The sequence below is a fragment of the Nocardioides sp. Z40_12 genome (assembly GCF_058215795.1).
This window is the reverse complement of sequence record NZ_JBZAJA010000003.1, coordinates 338,575-354,474: the sequence shown is the minus strand read 5'-3', so window position 1 is coordinate 354,474 and position 15,900 is coordinate 338,575. Positions and strand designations below refer to the sequence as shown.

At 73.1% G+C, this 15,900-nt stretch carries 14 protein-coding genes; 4 read left to right on the top strand and 10 right to left on the bottom strand.

All coding sequences use genetic code 11. The annotated features are described in order from the left end of the window. The first annotated feature begins 3 nt into the window (after positions 1–3). Positions 4–1,179 carry a MarP family serine protease gene (locus AC4BG9_RS07980; protein ID WP_490570547.1) on the top strand — a complete coding sequence of 392 codons (1,176 nt, stop codon included), beginning with the start codon at positions 4–6 and terminating at the stop codon, positions 1,177–1,179. Between the two features lie 14 nt (positions 1,180–1,193). Here AC4BG9_RS07980 and AC4BG9_RS07975 read toward each other — a convergent pair whose 3' ends face one another. Then, entirely contained in the window at positions 1,194–1,595 is a 402-nt protein-coding gene (locus tag AC4BG9_RS07975) for a phage holin family protein (RefSeq protein WP_490570546.1), read from the bottom strand. A gap of 136 nt (positions 1,596–1,731) precedes the next feature. On the opposite strand from AC4BG9_RS07975, the gene nhaA reads away from it, so the two are divergent. Next, positions 1,732–3,171: a Na+/H+ antiporter NhaA gene (nhaA, locus tag AC4BG9_RS07970; protein ID WP_490570545.1), complete on the top strand. Its 1,440-nt coding sequence runs from the start codon at positions 1,732–1,734 to the stop codon at positions 3,169–3,171. Positions 3,172–3,248: 77 nt separating this feature from the next. On the opposite strand, the gene acs is transcribed toward nhaA, so the two are convergent. The 3 genes from acs to AC4BG9_RS07955 form a co-directional block, all read right to left on the bottom strand. Continuing rightward, positions 3,249–5,213: an acetate--CoA ligase gene (acs, locus tag AC4BG9_RS07965; RefSeq protein ID WP_490570544.1), complete on the bottom strand. Its 1,965-nt coding sequence runs from the start codon at positions 5,211–5,213 to the stop codon at positions 3,249–3,251. Positions 5,214–5,370: 157 nt separating this feature from the next. Further along, on the bottom strand, positions 5,371–6,966 hold the full coding sequence (locus AC4BG9_RS07960; protein ID WP_490570543.1) for a solute symporter family protein: 1,596 nt from the start codon (positions 6,964–6,966) through the stop codon (positions 5,371–5,373). Continuing rightward, the gene (locus tag AC4BG9_RS07955) at positions 6,966–7,367 is read right to left on the bottom strand and encodes a DUF485 domain-containing protein (protein ID WP_490570542.1); all 402 of its coding nucleotides are present in this window, start codon (positions 7,365–7,367) and stop codon (positions 6,966–6,968) included. The genes AC4BG9_RS07960 and AC4BG9_RS07955 overlap by 1 nt, the downstream gene beginning before the upstream one ends. A 219-nt stretch (positions 7,368–7,586) precedes the next feature. Between AC4BG9_RS07955 and AC4BG9_RS07950 the strand changes: the two genes are divergently transcribed. Further along, the gene (locus AC4BG9_RS07950; RefSeq protein WP_490570541.1) at positions 7,587–8,687 is read left to right on the top strand and encodes a PP2C family protein-serine/threonine phosphatase; all 1,101 of its coding nucleotides are present in this window, start codon (positions 7,587–7,589) and stop codon (positions 8,685–8,687) included. 33 nt (positions 8,688–8,720) lie between these two features. On the opposite strand, the gene AC4BG9_RS07945 is transcribed toward AC4BG9_RS07950, so the two are convergent. From AC4BG9_RS07945 to AC4BG9_RS07920, 6 genes are all read right to left on the bottom strand, one after another. After that, positions 8,721–10,244 carry a sodium/solute symporter gene (locus AC4BG9_RS07945; RefSeq protein WP_490570540.1) on the bottom strand — a complete coding sequence of 508 codons (1,524 nt, stop codon included), beginning with the start codon at positions 10,242–10,244 and terminating at the stop codon, positions 8,721–8,723. After that, complete coding sequence (locus AC4BG9_RS07940; RefSeq protein ID WP_490570539.1) at positions 10,241–10,633, bottom strand: hypothetical protein; 393 nt, start codon at positions 10,631–10,633, stop codon at positions 10,241–10,243. Before AC4BG9_RS07940 ends, AC4BG9_RS07945 begins: the two co-directional genes overlap by 4 nt. Then, complete coding sequence (locus AC4BG9_RS07935; protein ID WP_490570538.1) at positions 10,630–11,403, bottom strand: LytR/AlgR family response regulator transcription factor; 774 nt, start codon at positions 11,401–11,403, stop codon at positions 10,630–10,632. Before AC4BG9_RS07935 ends, AC4BG9_RS07940 begins: the two co-directional genes overlap by 4 nt. Then, a complete protein-coding gene (locus tag AC4BG9_RS07930; protein ID WP_490570537.1) occupies positions 11,400–12,524 on the bottom strand; it encodes a histidine kinase in 1,125 nt (374 codons plus the stop codon). Before AC4BG9_RS07930 ends, AC4BG9_RS07935 begins: the two co-directional genes overlap by 4 nt. 81 nt (positions 12,525–12,605) lie before the next feature. Continuing rightward, positions 12,606–13,910: a hypothetical protein gene (locus tag AC4BG9_RS07925; RefSeq protein ID WP_490570536.1), complete on the bottom strand. Its 1,305-nt coding sequence runs from the start codon at positions 13,908–13,910 to the stop codon at positions 12,606–12,608. 70 nt (positions 13,911–13,980) lie between these two features. After that, positions 13,981–14,952, bottom strand: coding sequence for a class I SAM-dependent methyltransferase (locus AC4BG9_RS07920; protein WP_490570535.1), 972 nt, complete (start codon positions 14,950–14,952; stop codon positions 13,981–13,983). Between the two features lie 27 nt (positions 14,953–14,979). On the opposite strand from AC4BG9_RS07920, the gene AC4BG9_RS07915 reads away from it, so the two are divergent. Next, entirely contained in the window at positions 14,980–15,708 is a 729-nt protein-coding gene (locus AC4BG9_RS07915; protein WP_490570534.1) for an oxidoreductase, read from the top strand. Positions 15,709–15,900: the final 192 nt, after the last annotated feature.

Here is a 15,900-nt window from a genome sequence, read left to right as displayed (position 1 = left end):
CGCGTGAACGTCCTGGACTGGGTGCTCGTGGTCGTCGCCGCCACCTACGCCCTCTCCGGCTACTGGCAGGGCTTCATCACCGGCGCGAGCGCCACCGCCGGGCTCCTGGTCGGCGGGCTGATCGGGGTCTGGCTGGCGCCGCTGGCGCTGGGCGACGCCGCGCCCTCGCTGTGGGTCTCGCTGGGCGCGCTCTTCATCGTCATCGTCAGCGCCTCCCTCGGTCAGGCGCTCATGCAGTACGTCGGCGCCCGGATCCGCGACGTCCTCACCTGGCAGCCGGTGCGGGCGCTGGACGCGGTCGGCGGGGCGGCGCTGAGCGCGTCCGCCGTGCTGCTGGTGGCCTGGGCGCTGGGGGTCGCCATCTCCGGTTCACGGATCGGCGGCGTCACCCCCCTGGTGCGCGGCTCCACGGTGCTGGCCGAGGTCGACGAGGTCCTGCCCGACCGTGCCGACCGGGTGCTCCAGGCGTTCAACAACGTGGTCGGCACCACCTTCTTCCCCCGCTACCTCGAGCCCTTCGCGCCCGAGCGGATCGTCGACGTGCCGGCCGGCGACGCGCGGATGCTGGAGGACCCGGACGTGATCGCCGCCGCCGGGGCGGTGCTCAAGATCTACGGCAGCAACGACTGCGGTCGCGGCATCGAGGGCACGGGCTTCCACTACGCCCCCGGGCGGCTGATGACCAACGCCCACGTGGTCGCCGGCGTCGAGGAGCCCGAGGTGGTGCTCGCCGACGGGCCGGTGCCGGCCACGGTCGTCCACTACGACCCGGACCTCGACGTGGCGGTGCTGGCCTTCGCCGCCGCCGGGCTGCCCACGGTGGGCTTCTCCACCGAGATCGCTGCCAAGGCGCCGGTGGCCGTGCTGGGCTACCCGCAGGACGGCCCGTACGACGTGCAGACCGGGCGGGTGCGCGCCGAGCAGCGCCTCCGCTCGCCCGACATCTACGGCGACGGCGCGGTGATCCGGCAGGTCCTGTCGCTGCGGGCCCTGGTGCGTCCCGGCAACTCGGGGGGCCCGGTCGTCGACTCCGACGGCAAGGTCGTCGGGGTGGTCTTCGCCGCCTCGGTCTCCGACACCGAGACCGGCTACGCCCTCACCTCGGCCCAGGTCGCGGAGAGCGCCACCCTGGGCGTGCGCGGCGACGAGCCTGTCGAGACCGGCGACTGCGCGGGCTGAGAGCCCGCCCAAGATCAGCCGCGCTTGAGGATGTCCTTGGTGGCCTGGGCCTGGTGGATGGCCCGCTCGGGCGCCCGGACCTTGCGGACCTTGCGGTAGCCGACCAGCCCGAGGAGGGCCGCGACCAGCACGTAGAGCACGGTCACGATCAGGAAGGCCCAGTGCAGGGCGAGGCCGCTGCCGCCCCAGTGGATGAAGTAGACCAGGGTCCACGAGAAGAGGATGAGCGCCAGCAGCCCGACGAAGGCCGCGCCGGCGAACAGCCCGAGACCGGTGCCACCGGCCTTGACGCTGACCTTCAGCTCCGACTTGGCGAGCTGGATCTCCTTGTTGATGAGCGTGGAGATGTCCCGGCTCGCGTCGCTGATCAGTCGGCCGATGGTCGGATCGGTGTCCCTGACCGGTTCGGTTGCCATGACGCGACCCTACACAACTCGGGTGAAGCAGGACACACGGCCGTTGCTAGGCTGGGACCCGGAGTGCCGGGAAGTCTGGTCGGCCCGCCGCGCTTCGCGGTGGTCAGCCAAGCCGTCGACCCCTGAGAGGCCCCAGATGACCAGCCCCACCCCAGACGACCGACGCCACGGGGTCGATGACCGAGTCTGGCGCTCCGGTCCGCTCTACAGCTACAGCGACCGCCCGCTGGCCCGGCTGGTGGCCCGCCCCCTGCGGGAGTTCCTGCGGATCGAGGCGTCCGGCTCGATCCTGCTGCTGGTGGCAACCCTGGCGGCGCTGGTCTGGGCCAACTCGCCGGCCGCGTCGTCCTACGACACCTTCTGGCACACCCCGATCACCCTGGATCTGGGGATCGTCGAGCTCTCCGAGAGCCTCCAGCACTGGGTCAACGACGCGCTGATGGTGATCTTCTTCTTCGTCGTCGGCCTGGAGATCAAGTACGAGATGGTCAACGGCGACCTGCGCGACCCGAAGACGGCCGCCCTGCCGATCGTCGCCGCCCTCGGCGGGATGGTGGTGCCGGCGCTGATCTACACCGCGGTCGTGGGCGGCGGCGACGGCTCGTCCGGCTGGGGCATCCCGATGGCCACCGACATCGCGTTCGCGGTCGGCGTCCTCGGCGTCCTGGGACGTCGCATCCCGTCGGCCGCCCGGCTCTTCCTGCTGACCCTGGCCATCGTCGACGACATCGGGGCGATCATCGTGATCGCGGTCTTCTACACCTCCGACCTCGCCCTGGGGTGGCTCGCGGTGGCCGCCGCGCTGCTGGCGGTGATGGTGCTCATGCGCGTCATGAAGGTCTGGGCCACCTGGGCCTACGCGGTCGTCGGCGTGCTGCTGTGGTTCGCCATGCTGGAGTCGGGGGTGCACGCCACCCTGGCCGGCGTCGCCATCGGCCTGCTCGCCCCGGCCGTCGCGCTGCTCCGCGAGGACGTCGCGCGGGACTACGCCCAGCAGGCGCTGGCCGACCACGAGCTCGACCCCGAGGAGCTGGTGCGGTTGCGCTTCCTGCTCAACGAGTCGGTCCCGGTGGTCGAGCGGCTGCAGATCGCGCTCCACCCGCTCTCCGCCTACGTCGTGCTGCCGATCTTCGCCCTCGCCAACGCCGGGGTGAACCTGGGCGGTGGCGTGCTCGGGGAGGCGCTGGAGTCGAGCGTGGCCCTGGGGATCGTGGCCGGCCTGGTGGTCGGCAAACCGGTGGGCATCCTGCTCTTCAGCTTCGTCGCGGTGAGGATCGGCCTGGGCCGGCTGCCCGACCGCACCACCTGGCCGATGCTCACCGGCCTGGGCGCGGTGGCCGGCATCGGGTTCACCGTGAGCCTCTTCATCGCCGGGCTCTCCTTCCCCGGCGTCGAGCAGCTCACGGAGGAGGCGAAGGTCGGCATCCTGGGTGCCTCGCTGATCGCTGCGGTGGTCGGCGTGGCCCTGCTGCTCGTGTTCTCCCCCCAGGACGCGGAGACCGAGCTCGACCAGGACCCCGAGGGCGACGGCCCGGCGCCCGCCGTCTCCCCGGAGTCGACCACCGACCACGCCTGAACCGCCCACCCGCCCAGACGTGCCACGCCCGCCCGGCCCAGCGCGCGACTGCTGGGCGGGGCGGGCGTGGCGGGCGGCTACTCCTCCGAGGCGGCGGGGCCGGACTCCTTCTGCTTGATCAGGTCCATCACGGTGGAGTCGGCGAGCGTGGTGACGTCGCCGACCTCGCGGTTCTCCGCGACGTCCTTGAGCAGGCGGCGCATGATCTTGCCCGAGCGGGTCTTCGGCAGCTCCGGCACGATCATGATCTGCCGGGGCTTGGCGATCGCGCCGATCTCGTGGGCCACGTGGGCACGCAGCTCCTCGACGATGTCGGCGCCACCGTCGCCCGCGGCGTCGCGCAGGATCACGAACGCGCAGACGGCCTGGCCGGTCGTCTCGTCGGCGGCACCCACCACCGCCGCCTCCGCGACCTTGGGATGGGAGACCAGGGCAGACTCGATCTCGGTGGTGGAGAGGCGGTGGCCCGACACGTTCATCACGTCGTCGACGCGGCCCAGCAGCCAGATGTCGCCGTCCTCGTCCTTCTTCGCGCCGTCGCCGGCGAAGTAGAGGCCCGGCCAGCGCGACCAGTAGGTGTCCTTGAAGCGCTGGTCGTCACCCCAGATGGTGCGCAGCATCGCGGGCCACGGCTCCTTGATCACCAGGTAGCCGCCCGACCCGTTGGGCACCGACTTCGCCTCGTCGTCGACCACGTCGGCGACGATCCCGGGCAGCGGCGTCATCGCCGAGCCGGGCTTGCCGGCGGTGACGCCGGGCAGCGGCGAGATCATGATCTGACCGGTCTCGGTCTGCCACCAGGTGTCCACGATGGGCGCCGTGTCGGCACCGATGTGCTTGCGGTACCACATGTAGGCCTCGGGGTTGATCGACTCACCCACCGAGCCGAGCAGCCGGATCGAGGAGAGGTCGAACTTCGCCGGGATGTCGTCGCCCTGCTTCATGAAGGTCCGGATGGCGGTGGGGGCGGTGTAGAAGATCGTCACGCCGTACTTCTCCACGATCTCCCACCAGCGGCCCTTGTGCGGCGAGTCGGGCGTGCCCTCGTACATCACCTGCGTCGCGCCGTTGGCCAGCGGGCCGTAGACCAGGTAGGAGTGGCCGGTGACCCAGCCGACGTCGGCGGTGCACCAGTAGACGTCGGTCTCCGGCTTGAGGTCGAAGACCGCCTGGTGGGTCCAGGAGGTGCCGACGAGGTAGCCGCCGGTGGTGTGCAGGATGCCCTTGGGCTTGCCGGTGGTGCCGGAGGTGTACATCACGTAGAGCGGGTGCTCGGAGTCGTGCAGCTCGGCCGCGTGCTCGCTCGAGGCGGAGTCGACCACGTCGTGCCACCAGACGTCGCGCTGGTCGTCCCACTCCACCTCCTGACCGGTACGACGCACCACGAGCACCTTGTCCACGATGCCGGCCTTGCGGCACGCCTCGTCGACGGCGGGCTTGAGCGCCGAGGCCTTGCCGCGCCGGTAGCCGCCGTCGGCGGTGATGATCACCTTCGCGTCGCAGTCGGTGACCCGGGAGGCCAGGGCGTCGGCGGAGAAGCCGCCGAAGACCACCGTGTGCGGGGCGCCGAGCCGGGCGCAGGCGAGCATCGCGACGACCGTCTCCGGGATCATCGGCATGTAGATCGCGACCCGGTCGCCCTTGCGCACCCCGAGCTCGGTCAGCGCGTTGGCGGCGCGGCAGACCTCGTCCTGGAGCTGGGCGTAGGTGAGGTCCCGGCTGTCGTCGGCGGGCTCGCCCACCCAGTGCAGGGCGACCTTGTCGCCGCGGCCGGCCTCGACGTGCCGGTCGACGCAGTTGACCGAGGCGTTGATCGTCGCCCCGGTGAACCACTTGGCGAAGGGCGGGTTGCTCCAGTCGAGCACCTGGTCCCACTTCTGCCCCCAGTCGAGGCGCTCGGCGGCGTCGGCCCAGAACGCCTCACGGTCCTGGGCGGCGCGCTCGTAGGCCTCGGCGGTCACGTTGGCGTGGGCGGCCAGGTCGGCGGGCGGCGCGAAGCGACGGTTCTCGTGCAGCAGGTTCGACAGGGTCTCGTCAGCCATGGGGAGTGGGCTCCTGGGGGATCGCGGGGTGGCTCGGTGTGATCGGGGTCTCGCTGAGGACGGAATCTACCTACGCTCCCCCCGGGACGTCATGGGGGAGTGCGCCGGAGCGCCCCCCTCCCCATGACGTCCGCGGAAGGTGCGTGGGGGTGGTCGGTCAGTGCACCACCGCCCGCTCGGCCCCTGCGCCGGTCAGCGCCCGGACCTCCAGCTCGGTGTAGCGCTCGGCGGCGTCCGGCTCACGCGAGGTGATCGACCCGATGAAGCCGAGCAGGAAGCCCAGCGGGATCGAGACGATGCCGGGGTTCTGCAGCGGGAACCAGGCGAAGTCGGCGTTCGGGAAGAGCGCCGTCTCGCTGCCCGAGAAGACCGGCGAGAAGATCACCAGGCCGACGGCCGAGATGAGGCCGCCGTAGATGCTCCACACGGCCCCGCGGGTGTTGAAGCCCCGCCAGAACATGTTGTAGAGGATCGCCGGCAGGTTGGCCGAGGCGGCCACCGCGAAGGCCAGCGCCACCAGGAAGGCGATGTTGAGCGACTGCGCCGGGATGGCCAGCAGGATCGCCACCAGCCCGATCACGCCCGCCGCGATCCGCGACACCTTGAGCTCCTCGGCCTCGGTGGCCTCGCCCTTGCGGATCACCGCGTTGTAGATGTCGTGAGCCACCGACATCGACGAGGTCAGGGTGAGGCCGGCAACCACGGCGAGGATGGTCGCGAAGGCGACCGCCGCGATCAGGGCGAGCAGGATCGCCCCGCCGACCGTCCCGACCCCGCCGCCGACGACCTCGGCGAGCCGCGGTGCGGCCAGGTTGCCGGCCGCGTCGAAGTCCTCGGGGTCGATCAGGGCCGCGGCGCCGAAGCCGAGGACCAGGGTGAAGAGGTAGAAGGTGCCGATCAGCCCGATCGCCCACAGCACCGACTTGCGGGCGTCCCGCGAGGTGGGGGTGGTGTAGAAGCGGATCAGGATGTGCGGCAGGCCGGCGGTGCCGAGCACCAGGGCGAGACCGAGCGAGATGAAGTCGATCTTGCTGGTCAGGTCGGCCCCGTAGCGCAGCCCCGGCTCCAGGAAGGCCTGGCCGGCGCCGTTGTTGCTGGCGGCGGCACCGAGCAGGTCGGAGATGTTGAAGTTGAACTTCATCAGCACCAGGACGACGATGAGCGCCGAGCCGGTCATCAGCAGGACGGCCTTGACGATCTGCACCCAGGTGGTGCCCTTCATCCCGCCGACGGTGACGTAGAAGATCATCAGCGCGCCGACCACGAAGATGGTGAAGTTCTTCACCCAGCCGCCCTCCACGCCGAGCAGCAGGGCGACCAGCGCGCCCGCGCCGACCATCTGGGCGAGCAGGTAGAAGATCGAGACGGCCACCGTGCTGACCGCGGCGGCGGTGCGCACCGGGCGTTGCCGCATCCGGTAGGCGAGCTGGTCGGCCATCGTGTAGCGGCCGGAGTTGCGCAGCACCTCGGCGACCAGCAGCAGGGCCACCAGCCAGGCGACCAGGAAGCCGATGGAGTAGAGGAAGCCGTCGTAGCCGTAGAGCGCGATGGCTCCGGAGATGCCGAGGAACGAGGCCGCCGACATGTAGTCGCCGCCGATGGCCAGGCCGTTCTGGAAGCCGGAGAACCCGCGGCCGCCCGCGTAGTAGTCGGCCGCGCCGGAGGTCTGCCGGCTCGCCCAGAAGGTGATGGCGACGGTGAGTGCGACGACCGCGAGGAAGAGCCCCGCGGTGAGGATCTGGTTGCCGTCCATCAGACGTCCCCTCCCTGGCCGGCGCTCTCGTGGCCGGGGCGCGGGCTGCCGGTGACGCCGCGGGAGGCCCGGTCGGCGTCGAACGCCTCGTTGAGCTGGCGGGCCAGCGGGTCGAGGTGCTTGTTGGAGTACTGGCTGTAGAGGTAGGCGATCCCGAAGGTCGTGACGAACTGCAGCAGCCCGAAGACCAGCGCCACGTTGATGTTGCCGAAGAGCACGTGGTTCATGAAGCCGGGCGCGAACATCGACATCACCACGTAGAGCGCGTACCACCCCATGAAGACCGCGGTGGCCGGGATGATGAACCTGCGGTAGAGGTGACGCAGCCGCGCGAACTCGGGTTGCTCGGACAGATGGTCATAGATCGGGTCGTGGCGCGCGGCCTGGTCATGGGGACTCACGGGGGCTCCTCGAGGGTCGAGGCTCGGGCTGGATGATCGCCGAGCTGTGATCCCCGTCACGGTGGCGCAGGTCGCACGCGCCGCGCGAGGGGTCCACGGTCGGCGGTCGCCGAACGGGTACGACGGCGCGCCGAACGGTCGGTGCCGCGCGACGAGCGGCGCACCCCGAGGGTCGACGGTGGCTGGGGGTCACCGACGGCCCCGAGATAGCCTGCACCTGTGAGGACCAGGAGCGAGCTGGTGGGTGGCGCGAGCGCGCTCGCGACCCTGATCGCGCTCATGGTCGCCGACGTCGCCGTCACCGAGGGCTCCAGCGTCGTGCTGAGTCCACTGTTCGCGCTCTCCCCGCTGGTCGCGGCCACCGTGCTGAGCGCCGGCCCGACCGCCGCCTTCGCGGGCGCGGCGCTCGTGGCCGCCGTCGCGTCGGGGTGGTGGAACGGCGACGCGGACACCGCGCAGCACCTGGTGCGTCTGGTCGACGTGGCGCTGATGGGCCTGGCCGCGGTCGGGGTGTCCGCGTTCCGGGTCTACCGCGAGCGTCAGGTCCTGCGCCTGACCACGCTCGCCACCGTGGCCCAGCGGGCGGTGCTCCCGGTGCTGCCCGTCCACGCGCGGCGCACCGACATCGCCGCGCGCTACGAGTCGGCGGCGCGGGACGCGGTGATCGGCGGCGACCTCTACGACTGCTACCACTCCCGCAGCCACACCCGCTTCCTGCTGGGCGACGTCCGGGGCAAGGGGATCGGGGCCATCGAGCAGGCCGCCCGGGTGATCCGCGCCTTCCGCCAGGCGGCCGGCATCCAGTCGGGCCTCGGGGCGGTGGCCGAGGACATGAGCAGCTACCTGATCCCGTTCTTCGACGACGAGGAGTTCGTCACGGCGGTGCTCCTCGACACCACCGACGCCGACCGGCCGGTGCTGGTCAACGCCGGCCACCCGCCGCCGCTGCTGGTCCGACCCGACGGGACCTGCGAGTTCGTCGAGGTCCCCGCGGACCTGCCGCTGGGGCTGGGCACGGCCTACGAGGCCCACGAGTTCGCGTGGCGGCCAGGCGACCGGCTGCTGATCTACACCGACGGGGTCAGCGAGGCGCGCGACGCCGGCGGCGAGTTCCTCGACCTGCGAGAGGTCGCCCCGCTGCTGGTCGGCGGCCCGCTGGAGGAGGCGCTGGACCGGCTGCTCGACGGCGTACGCCGGCACGCGGCGCTGGGCGAGCTCAACGACGACGTCGCGGTGCTGCTGCTCGAGCACACCGCCGTCGGCGACTCCTACCTGCCGGAGTCCGGCGAGCACGACTGGCGGACGTCGCTGACCCGGTAGCCGCCGTGCCGTCCGCGCGGCACCAGCGGGGGTCTACCGCTCCAGGTCGAGCGCCTCCGGCGTGTGCAGCCGCACCATGAACCGGTCGGTGCCCGCCGGCGTCCGGTGCCGGGTGAGGCGGGAGACCAGCACCATGGCGGCGAAGGCGGCCGGCACGCTCCACGCCGCCGGCTGGCCGAGCAGCACGGTGGCCCACCCCTCGGTCGCCGTGGTCAGCAGGGTCCACCCGACGGCGAACCCCGAGCCGAGGCCCCCGACGAGCAGGCCGGCCACCGCGCCCGGCGCCGTCAGGCCGCGCCACCAGATGCCCAGCACCAGCAGCGGGCAGAAGGTCGAGGCCGCGACCGCGAAGGCGAGCCCGACCACCCGGGCCACCCCGACGTCCATCGAGGCCAGGGCCAGCACCGCGGGCACGACGACGGCGAGCACCGCACCGACGCGGAACGCCGCCACTCCCGAGAGGCGCCGCTCCCCGAACCGCCGGCCGGTGACGTCCTGGCCAAGCACGCCGGCCACCGCGATCGTCAGCCCGGAGGAGGTGGAGAGGAACGCCGCGAAGGCGCCGGCCGTCAGCAGCCCGGTGAGCACGTCGCCGCCCAGGCCCGGCAGCATCAGGCGGGGCAGCTCGAGGACGAGGGTGTCCGCAGCGCCCGAGGCGGCCAGCTCGGTGGCGTAGACCCGGCCGAGCGCGCCGTAGACCGGGGGCACCAGGTAGAAGAGCCCCAGCAGGCCCAGCACGACCAACGTGGTGCGCCGCGCCGCCCGCCCGTCGGGGTTGGTGTAGAAGCGGACCACCACGTGCGGCAGGCCCATGGTGCCCAGGAAGGTCGCCACGATCAGCGAGTAGGTGACGTAGAGCCCCTGCGCCCCGCCGTCACCCAGCGGGATCGACCAGAACCCCGCACCCCCGGGCGGCCCGGCGTCCGCGGGGTTGAGGGCCCCGTCGCCCACCCAGACCGCCAGCAGCACCGCCGCGGGGATGAGCAGCGCGGTCAGCTTGAACCAGTACTGGAAGGCCTGGACGAAGGTGATCGAGCGCATCCCGCCCGAGGTGACGTTGGCCAGCACCACCAGGCCCACCACCAGGGTGCCGACCCACGGCGGCGCCCCCACGGCCTGGCGCAGCACCAGCCCGGCGCCCTGGAACTGGGGCAGCAGGTAGAGCCAGCCGATCGCCACCACCAGCACCGAGCAGGCGGCGCGGGCGGTGCGCGACTGGAGCCGCGCCTCGGCGAAGTCGGGCAGCGTGTAGGCCCCCGAACGGCGCAGCGGGGCGGCGACCAGGACCAGCAGCACCAGGTAGCCGGCCGTCCAGCCCACGGGATACCAGAGCATGTCCGCGCCGAAGGTGAGCACCAGGCCGGCCACGCCGAGGAAGGAGGCGGCGGAGAGGTACTCGCCGCCGATCGCGGAGGCGTTGAGACCGGGGCGCACCGTGCGGGAGGCGACCATGAAGTCGCTGGTGGTGCGGGAGAAGCGGAGCCCCCAGGTGCCGATCGCCAGGGTGGCGACGGCGACCCCCACGGCGCCGACGAGCGCGGCCCAGGAGTCGATCATCCGTCGTCCGGCTCCGGCGGGCGGGCCTCGGAGACCAGCTCGCTGAAGGCCCGTTCGGTGGCCTCGACCCGGCGCAGGTGGAGCCAGCCGAGGAGCATCAGCCACGGGTAGACGAGGACACCGAGCAGCAGCCACGGCACCGGCATCCCGAGCACCCGTATCTCGGCCAGGTGCGGGGCGAGATGGAAGACCAGCGGCCACGAGCCGACGCTGAGCGCCAGCGCCAGCAGCGTCTGCCAGGCCAGCCGGCGCTGCTCGGTCAGCAGGCTGCCCATCAGGATCGCGCCGATCCGGGTGCCGGCGTCGATGTCGCCGGTGCCGGGCCGCCGGGCGCCGCCGTGGTGGCGGGGCGGCCCGGTGACCCGGACCCGCGGGGGAGGGGCGGTCACGGTCCGGCCCGGCGCAGCAGCAGGTCGCGCAGCTCGCGGGTGTGCCGGCGGCTGACCGCGAGCTCGCGCCCCTCGACCACCACCGAGCAGCGGCCGCCGTCGGTGCGCAGCTCGGTCACGTGGGCCAGGGAGACCAGCAGGGAGCGGTGGATCCGGACGAACCCCGCGCCGGCCCACTCCGCCTCCAGGGTGGAGAGCGGGGTGCGCACCAGGAACGAGTCGTCCCGGGTGTGCAGTCGGGCGTAGTCGCCCTGGGCCTCGACGTGGCTGATCTCGCTGCGCGCCAGGAACCGGGTGACCCCGCCGCGCTCGACCGCGACCTGCTCCTCCTCGCTCGGCCGGGCCGGGCGCCCCGCGTCGGGCTGCCGGCGCTCGACGACGCGGCGCATCGCCTCGCCCAGGCGCTCCTCGCGGACCGGCTTGAGCACGTAGTCCACCGCCGCCAGCTCGAAGGCCTCGAGCGCGTGCTGCTCGTGGGCGGTGACGAAGACGATCGGGGGCGGAGTCTTGAACCGGCCCAGCACCTGAGCCATCTCGAGCCCGTTGAGGCCCGGCATCGAGATGTCGAGGAAGACGGCGTCGGCCTCCCACTCCGGCAGCACCAGCAGGGCCTCGGTGGCGGTGGCACAGGTCCGTACGTCGCCGACCCGCGGGTCGCGGGAGAGCAGGAACCCGAGCTCGTCGAGGGACGGGCGCTCGTCGTCGACCACGAGCACGCGCAGGCCCGGGCGGGTGGGCGCGGGCGTCCGCGCGGGTGGCTGCTGGGTCATGGGTGCACTCCGGGGGCGAACTTGGGCACCCGCACGATCACCTTGGTGCCGGCGCCCGGGGCCGTCTCCACGACGAGACCGTAGCCGTCCCCGAAGGCGTTGCGCAGCCTCGCGTCCACGTTGCCCAGGCCCACGGAGTCCAGGGAGTCGTCGCCGGCCAGGGCGCGGCGTACCCGCTCGGGGTCCTCCCCGACCCCGTTGTCCTCGACCTCGATCAGGCACTCGTGGTCGGCGTCGCGGGCGACGATGCTCAGCCGGCCCACGCCCTCCACCGCCTCGAGGCCGTGGCGCACCGCGTTCTCGGCGAGCGGCTGGATGCAAAGGAAGGGGACCGTCACCGGCAGCACCTCGGGGGCCACCTGCAGGGTCACCCGGAGCCGGTCGCCGAACCTGGCCTGCTCCAGCACCAGGTAGCGCTCGATCGAGCGCAGCTCCTCGGCCAGGGTGGTGAACTCGCCGTGGGAGCGGAAGGAGTAACGGGTGAAGTCGGCGAACTCCAGCAGCAGCTCGCGCGCCCGGTCGGGGTCGGTGCGCACGAAGCTGGCGATCGCGCCCAGCGAGTTGTAGATGAAGTGGGGGCTGATCTGGGCCCGCAGCGCCCGCACCTCCGCGGCCATCGCGCGGGTGCGCTGGGCGTCGAGCTCGGCGAGCTCCAGCTGCCCGCTGACCCACTGGGCGACCTCGTGGGTGGCCAGCACCAGCCCCGCCGCCGGCTCCGGCGCGAAGGCCATCAGGATCCCGACCAGCCGGTCGTCGACGACCAGCGGCGTGGCGATCGCGTGCCGCACCGGACAGGTCGGGTCGTCGCACGGCAGGTCCGAGGCATCGGCGGTGTGGGTGTCGCCGTGCTCGAGCGCGGGGCCGATGAGCCGCGCCACCTGGCCGGCGTGATGGCTGCCGTCCCCGTCCCAGGCGAGCAGGCCGACGGTGTCGGTGAGCGCCACGGCCGGCGAGCCCAGCAGGGCGCGCAGGTGGCGCACGGCCAGCGCCGCGCTCGCCGGGGTCAGGCCCTCGCGCAGGGCGGGGGAGGCGAGCGCGGCGGTGTGCAGCGTGTGGAAGGTGGCGCGGTCGGCCTCGGTGCCCAGCGGCGTACGACGCAGGAACCGGGGCCAGGCGCTCATGTGACGCAGGTTACTGCGACCTGGCCGCCGGTCGTGCCCCACCGCGCCTGAGGGCAGTGGCCCGAGCCGACGGCCGCACCGTCAGCGGCGCTCGCAGCTCTTCCGCTTCTCGGCCTGGCACAGGTCGCGTCCCTCGCCGCCGTTGGCCCGGTCCTTGCCGGGACCGCCGTAGAGCTTGTCGCGGCCCTCGTCGCCGGCGAGCCGGTCGCGGCCCGGGCCGCCGAGCAGCTTGGAGCGCTTGCGGCAGGAGAAGGCGTCGCTCTCCAGCCGCTTGAGCACGTCGGCGCCCCCGAGGCCGTAGGCGCGGACGGTGCAGCCGCCGACGCTGAGCCGGTTGCCCTGCCCGTCGCCCTTCGCGGTCGCGTTCCTGGCCCACACGGTGGCGTCGGTGAAGCCGGTGACGCTGGCCGCGACGGCGCCGCGCTTCTTCCCGCCGCGCCACAGGCGGGCCGCGGTGAGGTCGACGGTCAGCCGCTCGCCCGGTGAGGAGACCGCGATCTCGTCGCGGCCGTCGCCGCCGTCGTAGGTGCTGCTCGCGGGGGCCTGCGGGGCGACCGTCAGGTGGTCGTTGCCCGCCCCCATCGTGACGGTCGTCGCGCCCACCGGGCCGCCCGCCGGGTCGGCGTAGGAGAGCCGCTCGTTGCTGGGGCTGCCGCGGAAGATGAAGCGACCCGCGGTGGGGATCACGTCGAACTGCTCGAAGGCCACCCAGGTGTACTGGCGCTCCCTGTTGCGGTTGGCGATCCCCTTGTTGTTGTCGATGTACCACGGCGCCTTGCCGGAGAAGTCGAGGTCGAGCGCGTCGCTGTTGCCGCCGCCCGAGATCGAGCCGCCCTGCCCCCTCGTCACCCCGCGCAGCACCAGGCGGTCGTTGCCGTCGCCGAGGTCGACGGTGTCGGCGTTGGGCTCGCCGGGCGCCCCCGACTGCACGACGTCGTCGCCGCCGCCGGTCAGGATCGTGTCGGCGTCCAGGTCGGGGACCAGCCCTTCGCCGTGGGTGCCGACGGTGTCGGGGCCCTCGCCGCCGTAGAACTGGTCCGGGCCGGCTCCCAGCCACACGCTGACGGCCGCGCCCCCCGCGCTGACGGTGTCGACCACGTCGGCGCCGGTCGCGGTGTCGACGTACGGCGTGCCGCCGGTGACGCAGACGATGTCGTCGCCGCCCAGGGTGCTCACCACCGTGGCGCCGTTGGTGACCACCACGTCGTTGCCCGGCGTGCCGGTCAGCGGGGTGCCGGGGGTGCCCAGGATCGTCGTCACCGCTCCGCGGCAGGTCTCGGCCGAGTGGGCCGGCGAGCCGGTGGCGACCGCGAGGCCGCCGGCGGCCAGGCAGGCCGTGGTCAGGCCCGCGAGCAGGCGGTGGGTGGTCTTCTGGCGTGCGTGCATGTGCTCTTCCCCCTGGAGTGCCCGAGTAGGTCGGCGCGAGCATGCCCCGTCGGGGGGAAAGGAAACCCGCCTAGCGGAAGTCGATGAGCAGCATGTCGGTGTCGGTGCCGTCGGAGCGGAAGATCTCCAGGCTGCGGGCCCGGCGCGCGGCGTCCGGGTCGGTCGCGTCCGAGGCCGCCTCGCCGGCAGCCGCTGCGGCGTCCCCTGCGGCGTCCCCCGTGGAGGGGTCCGTGGGGGCCGCGGCCGGCACCACCGGGGCGGAGTGCGTCACGACCTCGGAGCCGTCGTCGAAGAGGCCGGGCTGGTGCACCACCTGGGTGCGCAGGCAGCGGACCAGGTAGGGCAGCTGCATGCCGTCCATGCCGCGTCCGTACTCGGCGTAGAGGTCGAGCACGTCGTCGACGCGCTCCTCCTGCCGCTCCGGCGGCAGGGAGGCGACGTGGGGGCGGGAGAGGACGAGGTCGCGCACCGACTCGGCGTTGACGTCCTGCCAGGACTTGAAGGTCCGCTCCTCGACGAAGCTGAAGAGGGGGGAGCCGACGAGCACCTCCTGCAGCGGCTCGCGCTCCTCCTCGGGGCCGTCCAGCAGCCGCCCCAGCCGTCGGACCCACGGGATCCGCGAGTCCGGCTCGTTCCACACCACCGCCAGGTGGCCGCCGGGGCGCAGCGCCCGGGCGATCGTCTCCAGCGCCGTGGGGGTGTCGAAGAGGTGGAAGGAGGCGGCGCAGACGACCACGTCGACCGAGCGGTCCGGCACGCACGACTCCTCGGCGCGGGCGGTGCTGGTCCGGACGCCGGGGAGCTCCTCGACGAGCGCCTCCAGCATCGCCGGCTCGGCGTCGGTGGCGAGCACGTCGTGGCCGGCGGCGACCAGGTGCCCGGTCAGCTGCCCGGTGCCGGCGCCGAGCTCGAGCACGCTCCTGGCCTGACCGGCGACCAGCCAGTCGGCCGCCTGCCGGGGGTAGCCGGGCGCCCCACGGTGATAGAGCCGCGCCGCCGCTCGGGCGGAACGGTCTCGGTCCGGGGGTTGCTCGTGGTTCATTGCCCCGAGGCTACTAGCGTGGCCCGCGTGAGCAGGGACCCCTTGGCGTGGTTGGCGGCGCTCGAGGGCGTCTCCTCGGCCCTCGCAGCCACCCGCGACGGCATCGACGTGATGCTGCGCGACCGTGGACTGCGGCGTACCTCCCCGGAGATGACGGGGGAGTCGCTGATGCGCGGCGCCCACGCCTCCGCGGTCCTGGAGGGGTCGGGCTCGCAGCTCTCCGACCTCGCCGAGGGGGGCGGCGACCAGGTCGCCCAGGACGCGCTGCGCCTCTCCGCCGTCCTGCTCGCCAACGCGCCCCTGCTCAAGACCGCCCCCCTGCAGGCGCTGGCCCGGCTGCACGCGGTGGCCGCGGCGACCACGCTGCCCGAGGACCAGCTCGGCCGGCCCCGCGACGCCGCGTCGGCCGAGCGGCTGCGCCGGGTCTCCGAGCTGCTGCTGGCCCGCACCGAGGCGCCTGCCCTGCTGGTGGCCGCCGTGGCCCACGCCGAGATCGCGACCGGAGCGCCGTTCGGCTCCCACAACGGCATCGTGGCCCGCGCGGTGGAGCGCCTGGTGCTCGTCTCGCGCGGCGTCGACGCCAAGTCGCTGGTCGTGCCCGAGGCCGGCCACCTGGCGCTGCGTCCGCAGTACGAGTCGAACCTGCGCGGCTACCGGGACGGCGGGGAGCGCGGGGCACACGCCTGGGCGCTCTACGCAGCCGAGGCGTTCGCGGCGGGTGCGGAGGCCAGCCCGCTGCGGCGGTCCGGCAGCTGAGGGTCACGAGCGTGCGAACGGCACCCGCGCCGCGTGGGTGGGTGCCGTCGCTGACACATGAGCCTGGCTACCAAGCGTGCATCGAAGTGTGGCCTGGCGGGCGTGCCGCTGTGACCAACGCCCTTTCGAAGGGATGATCGCCGCGTGGGTACCGGGACCATGTGCTGCTCTGTGGAGTTCTGACTCCTTTCT